This is a genomic window from Phenylobacterium sp. J367 (assembly GCF_024699985.1).
Taxonomy (GTDB): Bacteria; Pseudomonadota; Alphaproteobacteria; order Caulobacterales; family Caulobacteraceae; genus Phenylobacterium.
In genome coordinates, this window is the sequence record NZ_JAJONA010000001.1 from 912,470 (window position 1) to 926,480 (window position 14,011).

Annotated in this window: 6 protein-coding genes and 5 pseudogenes; 7 read left to right on the forward strand and 4 right to left on the reverse strand. The window is 70.6% G+C overall.

The annotated features are described in order from the left end of the window. Nucleotides 1-48: 48 nt before the first annotated feature. The 4 genes and pseudogenes from LRS04_RS05020 to LRS04_RS05040 all read left to right on the forward strand — a co-directional run bounded on the left by LRS04_RS05020 (nt 49) and on the right by LRS04_RS05040 (nt 5,879). Nucleotides 49-732 (forward strand): Fe2+-dependent dioxygenase, encoded by a 684-nt coding sequence (locus LRS04_RS05020; protein WP_257815429.1) that lies wholly within the window; start codon nt 49-51, stop codon nt 730-732. A 58-nt stretch (nt 733-790) separates the two neighbouring features. Next, nucleotides 791-1,982 (forward strand): annotated as a pseudogene (locus LRS04_RS27610) (acyl-CoA dehydrogenase). Nucleotides 1,983-2,054: 72 nt separating this feature from the next. Then, nucleotides 2,055-4,343, forward strand: coding sequence for a PAS domain-containing protein (locus LRS04_RS05035; protein WP_257815430.1), 2,289 nt, complete (start codon nt 2,055-2,057; stop codon nt 4,341-4,343). A 129-nt stretch (nt 4,344-4,472) separates the two neighbouring features. Further along, a complete protein-coding gene (locus LRS04_RS05040; protein WP_257815431.1) occupies nt 4,473-5,879 on the forward strand; it encodes a M20/M25/M40 family metallo-hydrolase in 1,407 nt (468 codons plus the stop codon). A 153-nt stretch (nt 5,880-6,032) separates the two neighbouring features. On the opposite strand, the gene LRS04_RS05045 is transcribed toward LRS04_RS05040, so the two are convergent. Beyond that, nucleotides 6,033-7,538, reverse strand: a complete 1,506-nt coding sequence (locus LRS04_RS05045) for a transglycosylase domain-containing protein (protein ID WP_374577104.1) — start codon at nt 7,536-7,538, stop codon at nt 6,033-6,035. Continuing rightward, a pseudogene (locus LRS04_RS05050) lies at nt 7,432-7,905 on the reverse strand (transglycosylase domain-containing protein); the annotation flags it as partial. The pseudogene LRS04_RS05050 and the gene LRS04_RS05045, both read right to left, overlap by 107 nt. A 335-nt stretch (nt 7,906-8,240) precedes the next feature. Between LRS04_RS05050 and LRS04_RS05055 the strand changes: the two are divergent. After that, nucleotides 8,241-9,918, forward strand: a pseudogene (locus LRS04_RS05055) (MFS transporter). A 7-nt stretch (nt 9,919-9,925) separates the two neighbouring features. Here LRS04_RS05055 and LRS04_RS05060 read toward each other — a convergent pair. Next, nucleotides 9,926-10,810, reverse strand: coding sequence for a siroheme synthase (locus LRS04_RS05060; RefSeq protein WP_257815433.1), 885 nt, complete (start codon nt 10,808-10,810; stop codon nt 9,926-9,928). A 10-nt stretch (nt 10,811-10,820) separates the two neighbouring features. Further along, on the reverse strand, nt 10,821-11,162 hold the full coding sequence (locus tag LRS04_RS05065; protein ID WP_257815434.1) for a cytochrome c family protein: 342 nt from the start codon (nt 11,160-11,162) through the stop codon (nt 10,821-10,823). A gap of 144 nt (nt 11,163-11,306) precedes the next feature. Here LRS04_RS05065 and LRS04_RS05070 point away from each other — a divergent pair. Both LRS04_RS05070 and LRS04_RS05075 read left to right on the forward strand, forming a co-directional pair. Beyond that, a pseudogene (locus LRS04_RS05070) lies at nt 11,307-11,759 on the forward strand ((2Fe-2S)-binding protein); the annotation flags it as partial. Nucleotides 11,760-11,828: 69 nt separating this feature from the next. Further along, nucleotides 11,829-14,004: pseudogene (locus tag LRS04_RS05075) on the forward strand (molybdopterin cofactor-binding domain-containing protein). Nucleotides 14,005-14,011 lie beyond the last annotated feature (7 nt).

Below are 14,011 nucleotides of genomic sequence, written 5' to 3' on the forward strand. Positions count from 1 at the left end.
CCCGCCTGCTCGCAGGCGGGGCGCGCCTTCGTCTAGAGTGGTGAGACCATGCTGCTGCAAGTCCCCAAGGTCCTGAACGGCGACGAGGTCGCCCGCCTGCGAGCCCTGATCGACGCCGCGGCCTGGGCGGACGGCAACGCCACCTCCGGCAGCCAGTCGGCGCTGGCAAAGGTGAACCTTCAGCTTCCCGAGGACTCGCCCGTCGCCCGCGAGGCCGGCGCCATCGTCCGCGAGGCGCTCACCCGCAACCCGCTCTTCATGTCCGCGGCCCTGCCGCACACCGTCTATCCGCCGCTGTTCAACCGCTACCGCGGCGGCGACGCCTTCGGCGACCACATCGACAACGCCATCCGGTTCCACCGCGACACGGGCATCCGCATCCGCACCGACCTCTCGGCCACCCTCTTCCTGGCGGAGCCCGACAGCTACGACGGCGGCGAGCTGATCATCGAGGACACCTTCGGCGTCCATGAGGTGAAGCTGCCGGCCGGCGACCTGATCCTCTACCCGGCGTCGAGTCTGCACCGGGTCGAGCCCGTCACGCGGGGCGAGCGGGTGGGCAGCTTCTTCTGGATCCAGAGCCTGATCCGCGAGGACGCCCGACGCACCCTGCTGTTCGACATGGACCTGGCCATCCAGAAGCTGGCCCAGGCCGTCGGTCCGGGGGATCCGGCGATCGTCTCGCTCACCGGGACCTACCACAACCTCCTGCGGACCTGGTCGGAGCTGTAGGGGTACCGCAGCGCAAAAAAGGGGTCATAAGGCGCGCAAACGAAGCCAGGAGGATCCCATGCCGCTCGATGCCGGCGCCAGCCAGAAGACCTACCGCTGGGACGATCCCCTGGACCTCGCCTCGCGGCTTTCCGAGGACGAACGGATGGTGTGGGAGGCGGCCCGCGCCTACGCCCGCGAGAAGCTCCTGCCCCGCGTGGTCTCGGCCTATGCCGAGGAGCGGTTCGACCGCGAGATCATGACCGAGATGGGCGAGCTGGGCTTCCTAGGCCCGACGCTTCCGGAGGCGTACGGCTGCGCCGGCGTGAACCACGTGGCCTACGGCCTGATCGCCCGCGAGATCGAGGCGATCGACAGCGGATACCGCTCGGCGATGAGCGTGCAGTCCTCGCTGGTCATGTACCCGATCTACGCCTTCGGCTCGGAAGAGCAGAAGCAGAAGTTCCTGCCCGGCATGGCCAAGGGCGAGATCGTCGGCTGCTTCGGCCTGACCGAGCCCGACGGCGGTTCCGACCCGGCCTCCATGCGCACCGTCGCCAAGAAGGTCGACGGGGGCTACGTCCTGAACGGGGCGAAGATGTGGATCACCAACTCGCCGATCAGCGACGTGGCGCTGGTCTGGGCGAAGCTGGACGGGACGATCCGCGGCTTCCTCGTGGAACGCGGCTCGGAAGGTTTCGAGACGCCCAAGATCCTCAACAAGCTGTCGCTCCGCGCCTCGGTGACCGGCGAGATCGCGCTCTCGGATGTCTTCGTGCCCGAGGACATGATGCTGCCGAACGTCCAGGGGGCTGCGCGGCCCGTTCTCGTGCCTGAACAAGGCGCGCTATGGCATCGCCTGGGGCGCCATGGGGGCCGCCGAGTTCTGCCTCCACGCCAGCCGCGACTACGTCGCCTCGCGCTCGCTGTTCGGCCGCACGCTCGCTTCGCGCCAGCTCGTACAGAAGAAGCTCGCCGACATGTCCACCGAGATCGCCCTCGGCTTCGAGGGCGCCCTGGCGCTGGGCCGATTGATCGACGAGGGCGCGTGGGTGCCGGAAGCCATCTCGATGCTGAAGCGCAACAACTGCGGCAAGGCGCTCGACATCGCCCGGGTCGCCCGGGACATGCACGGCGGCAACGGCATCTCCGGCGAGTATCACGTCATGCGCCACGCCTCGAACCTCGAGACGGTGAACACCTACGAGGGGGCCCACGACGTCCACGCCCTGATCCTCGGCCGGGCGATCACCGGCGAGAGCGCGTTCTAAAAAAGGCCGCACGCGGACAGAACCTTACGTTTACCCGGCTAAGGTTAGGCTCCTCCGATTGAGGGGGACCGCATGAGCCGAACGCGCGACGGCGCCGCCTGCAAGGATGAGATGGTGCGCTGGCTGTTCGAGAACAGCGGCGACCTCATGCATGTGGCGGCTCCGGGCGGGATCCTGCGCCTCGTCAATCCCGAGTGGATTCGCGCGACCGGTTGGGCCGAGGACGAGCTGATCGGCCAGCGCATGGCCGAGTTCATCCACCCGGACGACCTGCCCGGCGTGCGCCAGCGCGTCCAGGAGATGGCCGCCGGCGACGCGCGCCAGAGCCGCGTGCGCCTGAAGCTCAAGACCGGCGAATGGCTGTGGGTCTCGTCGCGCAGCAAGAAGATGCCCGACGGCTCGCTGATCGTGACCATGCGCGACGCCGGCGAGGAGATGGCCCGGGAGGCGGAGATCGAGGACTCCCGGCGCGAGCGCAAGCTCCTGGGCGCTGCCGCCGGCCTGGGCATGTGGTCCTACGAACCGGCCGACAACACGATCTACTGGTCCGACGAGCTCAGGACCCTGACCGGCTTCGCGCCCGGCACGATCGACACGGCTGAGAAGTTCGCCGCGCGGCTGCATCCCGACGAACGCGCCATGGTCCAGGCGGCCCTGCACCGTGGCGTGGTCGAGGGCTTGGGCGCCCGCTTCGAGCACCGCCTGCGCATCCAGGACGACAGCTGGATCACAGTCAGGGCCACCTTCCACACCGAGGCGCGCCCCGGCGGCGTCTTCGCGCTGAAGGGCCTGTCGCAGGACATCACCGAGCTCGCCGAGGCCCGCGACGCCGCCCGGCTCGGCGAGGAGCGCATGCGCCATGCCCGCCGCGACGCGCTGGAGAACGCCAAGCGCCTGAAGATCGCCCTCGAAGGCGCCGGGGCCGGCGTCTACGAGATCGACCACGTCAACAAGACCTTCTGGTGCTCGCCGGAGTTCAAGCGGCTCACCGGCAAGGGCCGCCGTTCGACCTATGAGGAGGCGACCCAGCTCCGCTATCCGGGCTTCCACCCGGACGACCTGGACCACGTCCGCGCCTCGTTCCGCGCGCTGCACTCGGGCGACGCCCACTCCGGCCAAGCCTTCGAGGCCCGCATCCTGCGCGAGGACGGCGAGGAGCGCTGGGTCCGGGTGGTGCATCACCTGAAGGTCGGGCGCGGCGGCCGCTGGGAGAAGGCCGTCGGCCTGATCTACGACTTCGACGACTACAAGAAGCAGGAACTGGCCTTGATCGAGGCCCAGCGGCAGGCCGAGGCCGCCGGCGAAGCCAAGGCCGCCTTCCTCGCCAACATGTCCCACGAGATCCGCACGCCGATGAACGGCGTGATGGGCGTCCTCCAGCTCCTGCGCGGCGAGACCCTCTCCGACGAGGGCCGGGTCATGCTGGAGGAGGCGCTGAACTGCGGCCACATGCTGGCCGAGCTCCTGAACGACGTCCTCGACTTCTCGAAGATCGAGGCCGGGCGGCTGGAGCTGGCCTGCGAGCCGCTGGACCCCGCCGCGCTGGCCGACGGCGTCGCCCGCCTGCTGCGGCCGCAGGCCGAGGCCAAGGGCCTGCAGCTGCGGCTCGACGCCGATCCGGCCATGGGCTGGGTCGCCGCCGATCCGGTCCGCCTGCGGCAGGCGCTGTTCAATCTCGTCGGCAATGCGGTGAAGTTCACCGAGACGGGCCACGTCACCCTGCGCTGGGCGGCCTCGGCCCCGGGACGGCTGCGCTTCGAGATCGAGGACACCGGCGTCGGCATCCCCAGCGACGCCCAGCCGCGCATCTTCCAGCGCTTCGACCAGGGTGACGCGTCCACCACCCGCAAGTTCGGCGGGACGGGCCTGGGCCTCGCCATCACCAAGCGGCTGGCCGAGATCATGGGCGGCGACGTGGGCTTCACCTCGGTCGAGGGCCGGGGCTCCACCTTCTGGCTGGAGATCGCCGCCGAGCCGGCCCAGCCCGCCGCCGCCGCGACCGAGACCCTGCATCCGATCCTGGAGGGCGTCCGCATCCTCGTGGTCGAGGACAACGCCACCAATCGGATGATCGCCACCAAGATGTTGGAGCAGCTCGGCGCCTCGGTGGAGACTGCCGCCGACGGCTACCTGGGCGTCGAGGCCGTCTCGCGCGGGGCTTTCGACCTCGTGCTCATGGACGTCCAGATGCCGGGCATCGACGGCCTGGAGGCGGTCCGCCGCATCCGCGCCCTGACCGGGCCGGCCGCCCGCGCGCCGGTCATCGCGCTTACCGCCAATGTGCTGGCCCACCAGCGGCAGGCCTATCTCGACGCCGGCATGGACGGCGTGGTCGGCAAGCCCATCTCGCCGGGCCCCTGATCGCCGAGATCGCCCGTATCAGCCAGGACGGCGGGCAGGACAGCGACGCGGACGCCGCCGTCGCCTGAGGGGCCTTCCGGCTACCCCACGGCCGTGCTTGATTGCCGCCTCTTTTCCAAGGGGGCGGGCATGCGGACGATTGTGGCCGGGTTGATCGGATCGGTGGTCCTGGCGGCGGGCGGGGCGGCCTCCGCCCAGCAGCTCAGGCCCGACCAGCAGGCGTTCCGCGAGATCTACGAGGAGCTCGTCGAGACCAACACCGCGCTTTCCGGCAGTTGCACCGAGGCCGCCGCCAAGATCGGCGCGCGCCTCAAGGCGGCCGGCTTCCCGGATGCCGACGTCCATCTCGTCATCGAGCCCAGCTATCCCAAGGAAGGCTCGATCGTCGCCCACCTGAAGGGCTCCGACCCCAAGGCCCAGCCGATCCTGCTGCTCGGCCACCTGGACGTGGTGGAAGCCCGGCGCGAGGACTGGACCCGCGACCCGTACACCCTGATCGAGGAGAACGGCTATTTCTACGGCCGCGGCGTCGCCGACATGAAGGCCATGGACGCCGTCTGGATCGACACGCTGATCCGCATCAAGCAGAGCGGCAAGACGCCCCGCCGCACGCTGAAGATGGCGCTGACCTGCGGCGAGGAGACCGCCGAGGCGTTCAACGGCGCTGACTGGCTCGTCAACAACCGTCCGGAGCTGATCCAGGCGGAATTCGGCCTGAACGAGGGCGGCGGCGGCCGGCTCTCCGCCGACGGCAAGAAGCAGCTGCTGGGCATCGGCGTCGGCGAGAAGACCGCGCAGAGCTACCTGCTCACCGTCACCAACCCCGGCGGCCACTCCTCGCGGCCGATGCCGGACAACGCCATCTATCGCCTGGCCGAGGGCCTCCTGAAGATCCGCGCCCACATCTTCCCGGTGAGGTTCACCGAGACGACCAAGGTGGGCTTCGAACTGCGCGCCAGGCAGGGCGACCCGGTCGGCCAGGCGCTGGCGAAGCTGATGGCCGATCCCACCGACGCGGCCGCCGAGCAGGCCGCCGCCGCCGACCCGAACGTCAACGCCATCCTGCACACCAACTGCGTGGCCACCCGCCTCGACGCCGGCCATGCCTCCAACGCCCTGCCGCAGCGCGCCACCGCCATCGTCAACTGCCGCATCTTCCCGGGCGAGACGGTGGAAGGCACGCGCGAGACGCTGGTGAAGGTCGTCGCCGACCCGCAGGTGAAGATCGAGACCATCCCGCCGGTCCGGCCGGTCGCCACCAGCCCGCCGCTCGACCCGAAGATCATCGGGCCGATGCGGACCCTGGCCGCCAAGCACTTCCCCGGCGTGCCGATGCTGCCCTCGATGCTGGCCGGCGCCACCGACGGCCGCTACTTCGGCCCGGTGAAGATGCCGATCTACGGCGTGCCCGGCGTGTTCGGCGACCCGGACGGCAACGGCGTCCACGGCCTGAACGAGCGCCTGCGGGTGAGCTCGGTCTACGAGGGCCGCGACTACCTGTTCGAGTTGGTGAACGTCTACGCGAACGCGAAGTAAGGCTTCTTGTCCCTCCCTTAATGGGGAGGGTCGACTCGCCGAAGGCGAGCGGGGTGAGGCCGAGTGGGGCCAGATCTGGGACTCAGCGCTTGGGCGTGACTTCCCCACCCGGCTCGGCTTCGCCGAGTCCGCCCTCCCCATTAAGGGAGGGCATCAGGACGCCGCTAGTGGTTCAGGCTCCGCCGGCGGGACCGCCAGCTCCTCGGGCGCGACGTCCGGGGCCGGCGGAGCGTCCGGCGGCAGGTCCAGCGGCTCCACCTCGCCGGGCTCGGCCTCGATCTCCGGGATGTCCAGCGGCTCCGGTTCGATCGCTTCCAGGTCCAGGGTCTCCTCGCTGGGCTCAGGCCGCGCCGACTCGCGGAAGTCCTGCCGGGCTGCGGCGAAGCCCGCGAAGTCGCGGAAGATCTGCGCGGGGACCGATCCGCCGGTCACCCGGCGCATGGGACTGTTGTCGTCGTTGCCGACCCAGACGCCGACGACGAGGTCGCCCACGAAGCCGATGAACCAGGCGTCGCGGTAGTCCTGGCTGGTGCCGGTCTTGCCGTAGACCGGCGCGCGCAGGCTGGCCCCGGTTCCCGTCCCGCGCGTGACCACCTCGCGCAGCAGCACGAGCAGGGCGTCCCGCTCGCGGGCGTTCAGCGGCCGGGGCCGCGGCGGCCCGCCGAACGGCCCGTAGGTCGGCTCGGCCAGCAGCCCTCGCGGCGTCACCGGCGAGGCCCCCGCCGCCACAGCCGCATAGGCCGAGGTCAGCTCGATGAGCGACATCTGCGACGTGCCGAGCGCGATGGTCGGGTTATTCGGAATCTCCGACCGGACGCCCAGGTCGCGGGCCGCGCGGATCACCGCCCCGCGTCCCACCTGCTCCGACAGCCGCACGGCCGCCACGTTGCTCGACCGGGCGAAGGCGTCGCGGAGGGGCACCGGGCGGCCGGCGTAGCGGCCCTCGTGGTTCTCGGGCGTCCAGTCGCCGACCTGGACCGGCGCGTCGAGCACGGCGCTGTCGGGCGTGTAGCCGCGCCGCAGCGCCGCCAGATAGACGAACAGCTTGAAGGCCGAGCCCGGCTGGCGCTTCGCCTGCGTCGCCCGGTTGAACTGGCTCTCCTGGTAGTCGAGGCCCCCGACCATGGCGACCACCCGGCCGTCGGTGCGCATGGCGATTAGCGCCCCTTGCGTCACGCCCCGACCGCGGGCGCCCGCCACCGCGCGGCGCACCGCCCGCTGAGCCCGGGCCTGCAGCGCGGAGTCCAGCGTCGTCTGCACACGGACCTCGCCATAGGCGGCGTCGAAGGCGCGCTTGGTCTCGGCCGAGATCCAGTCCGCGAAATAGGAGCCCACCGGCAGGTCGGCGCGGCCTTCCCGCACGCGCACCCGCCGGGCCTGCCGCGCCTCGCGTTCGGTGATCAGGCCCTGGTCCTGCATGGCGGCCAGCACGATACGCTGCCGGGCTTGCGAGGCGCGGAAGTCGTCCACCGGGTTCAGCCGGGACGGCGCCTTCACCGACCCGGCCAGCATGGCCGCCTCGCCGACCGTCAGCTCCTCGGGCGCCTTTGTCGAAGAAGTGCCGCGCCGCGGCGCGCAGACCGAACACCCCGTCGCCGAAGTAGACCGACGACAGGTAGCGGGAGAGGATCTCGTCCTTCGAAAGCCTGGCCTCCAGATAGACGGCGATCAGCGCCTCCCGGATCTTGCGCCGGAAGGTCTGCCGGTTGGTCAGGAAGGCGTTCTTGGCGAGTTGCTGGGTGATGGTCGAACCGCCCTGGCGGATCTCACCCTCCTCGGCGTTGGTCACGGCGGCCCGGGCGATCGAGCGCAGGTCGAGGCCGAAGTGGCTGTAGAAGCGCCTGTCCTCGATGGCCACGAAGGCGTCGGGGACATGCTTCGGCAGGGCGGCGACCTCCACCGGCGTCTCCTTGTAGGCGCCGCGCCTCGCGAACGGCTTGCCGTCGGCGGTCACCAGGATGAGCGTCGGGCTCTCCAGCGGCTCCAGCGCCCGGCCCACCGGCAGCGCCCAGCTCAGCCACAGCATCAGCAGGATCAGGGCGCCGGCGACGCCGGCGGTGATCCGGAACCACCGGCGGCGCCACAGCGGGCGCTCTCCCGCCTGAGCCGTGTCAGTCTCAGTCACTGGCGCCGGCGCGGGCGCAGGCGCGGCCCGGTACTCCAGACGGCCCTCCAGCGGCTCCTTCTCGTCCGGCAAGCGCGCGCCTCCCACTGCCCGGATTCAACGGCGCCAGCCTCCTCCGGTTCGCGCCGCCTTCCAAGCTTTCGCCGGGCGGTGCTACAGGTGCTCACAAAGCACGGCGGAGCGGACGCTCCGTCGTGCTGCTGATTTAAGAGCTGGCGTCCGGGGGAGCTAACGACATGGCGGAAACCACCGCAGATCAGGCCGATGCGCCGAAGAAGGAGACTTCGCTCACCACCGTGGTGGCGGCCTCGGCGGCGGGGACGGCCTTTGAGTGGTACGACTTCTTCGTGTTCGGGAGCCTGATCCAGGTCATCTCGCGGACCTTCTTCTCGGGCCTCCCCGAGACCGCCGGCTACATCGCGGCGCTCGCCATGTTCGGCGCCGGCTTCCTTTTCCGGCCGCTCGGCGCGCTGATCTTCGGGCGCATCGGCGACCGCGCGGGCCGCAAGGGTGCCTTCATGGCCACCGTCCTGATGATGGGCGGCGCCACCTTCGCCATCGGCCTGCTGCCCAGCTACGCCCAGGCCGGCATCATCGCCCCGATCCTGCTCGTCCTGATGCGGATCATCCAGGGCATCGCGCTCGGCGGCGAGTACGGCGGCGCGGCGATCTATGTAGCCGAGCACGCTCCGCCGGGCGCGCGGGGCCGCTCCACGAGCTGGGTGCAGACCTCGGCCGCCATCGGCCTGTTCGGGGCCCTGACGGTCATCCTGCTCACCCGCACCGTGGTCGGCCATACGTCCGGCCCCGAGGCCTTCGACGAGTGGGGCTGGCGGATCCCGTTCCTGGTCTCGGCCGGTCTTCTCGGCATCTCGGTGTGGATGCGGCTCAAGCTCTCCGAGAGCCCGGCCTTCGCCAAGATGAAGGAAGAGGGCTCCCACTCGAAGGCGCCCTTCAAGGAGGCCTTCGGGACCTGGCCGAACCTGAAGCTGGTGCTGATCGCGCTCGCGGCCATCATGTTCGCCCAGGGCGCCGTCTGGTACACCGCCTTCTTCTACGTCCAGACCTTCATGGAGCGCTTCCTGAAGGTCCCGGCGGAGACCATCAACCTCCTGATGCTGTCGGCGACGGCGGCCAGCGCGCCGCTCTACGTCTTCTTCGGCTGGCTCTCCGACAAGCTCGGGCGCAAGGCGGTGATGCTGTTCGGCATGACGCTCATGCTGGTGGCCTACTTCCCGGCCTTCCACATGCTGTCCCAGACGCTCAATCCGGCGCTGGCCGAGGCCGAGGCCAGGACCCCGGTCGTGGTGGTCGCCGACCCGGCCGACTGCTCCCTGCAGTTCGACCCGGTCGGCAAGGCGCAGTTCGTCACCTCCTGCGACATCGCCAAGAGCACGCTCGCCAACGCCGGCGTCTCCTATGCGACCGAGACCGGCCCGGCCGGCGTTCCCGCCCAGGTTCGGATCGGGAACAACATCATCAATTCGGTGGACGCCAGCGGCCAGCCGGCCGAGATGACCAAGGCGCTCAAGGCCTCGGTCGAGCGGCAGATCAAGCAGGGCCTGGCCAACGCACGCTATCCGGAGAAGGCCGACCCGGCGCGCATGAACCTCTGGGGCGCCTTCGGCGTGCTGCTGGTCTTCGTGGTCGCCGCCACCGCCCTCTACGGGCCGATCGCCGCCTGCCTGGTGGAGCTCTTCCCCACGCGGATCCGCTACACGGCGCTGTCGCTGCCCTACCACATCGGCACCGGCTGGGTCGGCGGCTTCGTCCCCTTCACCGCCTTCGCCATCGTGACGGCGGTGGGGGGATATCTATTCGGGCCTCTGGTACCCGTTCGCCTTCACCCTGATCAGCGTGCTCACCTGCCTCTTCCTGCTGCCGGAGACCAAGGACCGACCGCTGGACACCTAGTCGGCCTCTAGCCTTCGACCACCGGCAGCACCTCGATGGTCACCCCGGCGGCGGCGAAGTCCTCGGTGGGCACGTGGCCCTCGTGCAGGCGTACGACGCGCATTCCGTCGTCCACCAGCTCGCGAAGGCGCTCCGGCGACAGGGCCTCAGGCGACATGCGCTCGGCGTCGCGGCGGGCCAGCGAGACCACGTTCGGGTCCACGCCCGCGTCGCAGACCAGGACGTCCGCCGCCGCCAGGGCGCGGCTGGCCTTCAGGCTGAGGTGCTCGGCCGGCCCGCGGGCGTCCAGCACCTGCACGACGCCCACCCCGGGGGCATCCAGTTCCAGCGCCTCGCGCAGTCGGCGCACGGCGCCGTCCATGTCCCCGGACATGGCGGCCTGGGCCGCGGGACCCGTCAGCGCGGCGCGCAGGAAGGCGCGGCGGCGGTGGGCCTCGGGCAGCGCCTGACGCACCTCCTCCTGCAGGCTGCGGAACAGGGCCGCGACCCGGCCAGCGCCCTCTGGCACCCGGGCCTCGATGTCATGGCGCAGCAGGGTGGCCAGCATCGGCGAGGCGCCGCCCGTGCCGACGGCGGCCACGACTTCGCCCCGGTCGATCACGGCGGGTGTCGTGAAATCGCAGAGCTGCGGCCGATCGACGACGTTCACCGGCACATGCGCCTTGCGGGCGGCGGCGGCGGCGGCGGCGGCGAGCGTGTCGTCGGGCGTGGCCACGAAGGCCAGCGTCGCGCCCTCGTAGGCGATGGCGTTCACCGCCTCCTGGATCGACAGCCGGCGGACGGTCGCCGGCGAGCCTTCGAACAGGCGCGCCTTGGCCTCCGCCGCATCCCCTTCCCCCGCGATGACCACCGTGCGGCCGGCGAGGGGGAAGAAGGCGGGGAAGGCGTCCATGCGCCCGATCTTACTTCAGGGTCTTCAGGTAGGCGATGACGGCGGCGCGGTTCGCGTCGGAGGGCACGGCGATCATCATCCGGGTGCCGGGGGCGAACTGGGTCGGGGCCTTCAGGAACGCGTCGAGGTTGGCGTCGGTCCAGGTCCCGTCCTTGCCCTTCAGGGCGGGCGAATAGGCGAAGCCCGGCTTGGCGGCGATCTTCGCGCCGGCGACGCCGTTGAGCGACGGCCCCATGGGACCGCCCGCGTGGCACATCTTGCACTGCATGTTGAACAGCTGGGCGCCGTCGGCGGCGAGCGCCGGGCTCGCGGCGAGGCTGAGGGCGGCGACGGCGAGAAGCGAACGAAGCAAATGGCTCTCCTGGGACTGTCTCTTGGGCGCGTGTCGGACCCTAGCTAACGGAACGACGGCCCCGCGCAAGACGGGCCGGATGACGCGGTCGTCTGAACGCTGTTAGGATGGTCGCTCCGCAGGCGTTCTAGGAAACATTCGGTCATGGCGACGACGCTCGACGTGAACGGCAAGGCTCTGCAGGTGCAGGCCCAGCCGGATACCCCCCTACTCTGGGTGCTTCGAGATGAACTGGGGCTGACCGGGACGAAGTACGGCTGCGGTATCGCCCAGTGCGGCGCCTGCACCGTGCTGGCCGACGGCCAGCCGATCCGGGCCTGCCAGACGCCGATCGCGGCCGTGGGCGCCTCGAAGATCACCACCATCGAAGGCCTGGGCGGGGCGCATCCGCTGCAGCAGGCCTGGGTGAAGCACGACGTGCCGCAGTGCGGCTACTGCCAGTCCGGCCAGATCATGAGCGCCGTCGCGCTCCTGAACACCACGCCCAAGCCGTCGGACGAGGCGATTTCCGCGGCCATGGACGGCAACATCTGCCGCTGCGGGACCTATCAGCGCATCCGGGCGGCCATCAAGGACGCCGCCGGCATGGCGCCCCCGCCCCGCCGCCGATCGCGGTCAATCCGCAGCCGCTCGCTGTCCCGCCGCCGAAGGCCTGAGGAGGACCCCATGAACAAGCCTCTCAGCGACATCACCCGGCGCGAGGCCCTCGCGGTCGGCGCGACCGTGGCCGGCGGCGCCCCTGCTGGTGGGCTGCTCGCCCGCCGACATCATGAGCATCGGCGCGAAGAAGGACATCGGCGCCTTCGGCCCGTTCATCAAGGTCGGCGCCGACGGCTGGGTGACCGTCGTCTCGAAGCACATCGAGTTCGGCCAGGGCAACCACGCCGGCCTCGCCGCCATCGTCGCCGAGGAACTCGGCGCCGACTGGTCCAAGGTCAAGGTCGAGCAGGCCCCGGGCAACGCCAAGCTCTACGCCAACACCATGATGGGCGTGCAGGGCACCGGCGGCTCGTCGGCGATCTCCAACTCCTGGCAGCAGCTCCGGACCGCCGGCGCCTCGGCGCGGGCGATGTTCGTCCAGGCGGCCGCCACCAAATGGAACGCGCCGGCCGGAGAGATCACCGTCCAGGACGGGATCGTCCGCCACGCCGCCTCCGGGAAGCAGGCCGCCTTCGCCGAGCTGCTGGAGGACGCCGGCAAGGTGACGCCGCCGCAGGCCCCGGCGCTGAAGGACCCCAAGACCTTCACCCTGATCGGCACCGACCGGGTGCGCCGCAAGGACAGCGTCGCCAAGAGCACGGGCGCGGCGAAGTTCACCCAGGACGTCCGCCTGCCGGACATGCTGACCGCCATGGTCGCCCACGCGCCCCGCTTCGGCGCCACGGTGAAGAGCTTCGACGCCGCCGAGGCGCGGAGGGTCCCGGGCGTCGTCGACGTCTTCCAGATCCCCACCGGCGTCGCCGTCGTCGCCGAGACCACCTGGGCCGCCCGCCAGGGCTGCGACGCGGTGAAGGTGGTCTGGGACGAGACGAAGGCCGAAAAGCGCGGCTCCGCCGAGATCACCGCCCTCTATCGCGACATCGCCGCCGGGAAGACCACGCCCGAAAAGACCGCCTGGGTCGCCTTCGACTCGAAAGGCGACGCCGCCCGCGCCGCCGGCGGGACCGCAGCGCTAGAGACCACCTACGACTTCCCCTACCTGGCGCACGCCTCGATGGAGCCGCTCGACTGCGTGGCCATCGTCGACGGCAACAGCTGCAAGCTGATCCACGGCTCGCAGATCCCGACCATGGACCAGATGAACGCGGCGAAGATCGTGCTGAACGCGCCGGGCGCCATCGAGGTCGAGACCCTTTACGCCGGCGGCTCCTTCGGCCGCCGCGCCACCTTCCAGTCCGACTACGTGGTCGAGTGCGTCCACATCGCCAAGAAGGTCGGCAAGGGCCGGCCGGTGAAGCTGGTCTGGACCCGCGAGGACGACACACTCGCCGGATACTACCGGCCGATCGTCCACCATGCGGTGCGCGTGACCACGGATGCCGAGGGCTACCCCGCCACCTGGCGCCACCGGATCGTCACCCAGTCGATCATGAAGGGCTCGCCCATGGGCACGCCCGAGCTCGACGAGACGGCGATCGAGGGGACCAAGGGCTCGCCCTATCTGAAGGCGACGCCGGTCGTCGACGCCCAGCTGATCACGCCGGACGTCGGCGTGCCGGTGCTCTGGTGGCGTTCGGTGGGCGCGACCCACACGGCGCTGGTGATGGAGCACACCATCGACCAGCTGGCCCGGAAGGCCGGCAAGGACCCCGTCGACTACCGTCGGGCGATCTACACCAAGGCCGGCGCCAACCGGCACCTGGCCGCCCTCAACCTCGCCGCCGAGAAGGCCGGCTGGACCACGCCCGCCCCGGCCGGATGGACCCGCGGCGTCGCGGTGCACGAGAGCTTCGGCTCGGTGGTCGCCCAGGTCGCGGAAGTGCAGATGCTGGACGGCCAGCCGAAGGTCGGTCGCGTGGTCACCGCCATCGACTGCGGCGTCGCCATCTCGCCGAACCAGGTGGCGGCCCAGATGGAGGGCGGCACCTGCTACGGCCTCTCCGCCGCGCTCTACGGGGCCATCACGCTGACCGGGGGCAAGGTCGACCAGCAGAACTTCGACACCTATCGGGTGCTCCGGAATTCCGAGGCGCCGACCGTCGAGACCTACATCGTGCCCTCCACCAACCCGCCGAGCGGCGTCGGCGAGCCCGGCACCCCGGTAATCGCGCCCGCCGTGGCCAACGCACTCTTGGCGATGGGTCAGGCTCCGACCACGAGTCTGCCGTTCGTTCGAACCTAGCTCCGCT

Excerpts from the sequence above, each read along its gene's own strand:
- LRS04_RS05020 (WP_257815429.1), top strand. The coding sequence starts at position 49 with ATGCTGCTGCAAGTCCCCAAGGTCCTGAACGGCGACGAGGTCGCCCGC.
- LRS04_RS05035 (WP_257815430.1), top strand. The coding sequence starts at position 2,055 with ATGAGCCGAACGCGCGACGGCGCCGCCTGCAAGGATGAGATGGTGCGC.
- LRS04_RS05040 (WP_257815431.1), top strand. The coding sequence starts at position 4,473 with ATGCGGACGATTGTGGCCGGGTTGATCGGATCGGTGGTCCTGGCGGCG.
- LRS04_RS05060 (WP_257815433.1), bottom strand. The coding sequence starts at position 10,810 with ATGGACGCCTTCCCCGCCTTCTTCCCCCTCGCCGGCCGCACGGTGGTC.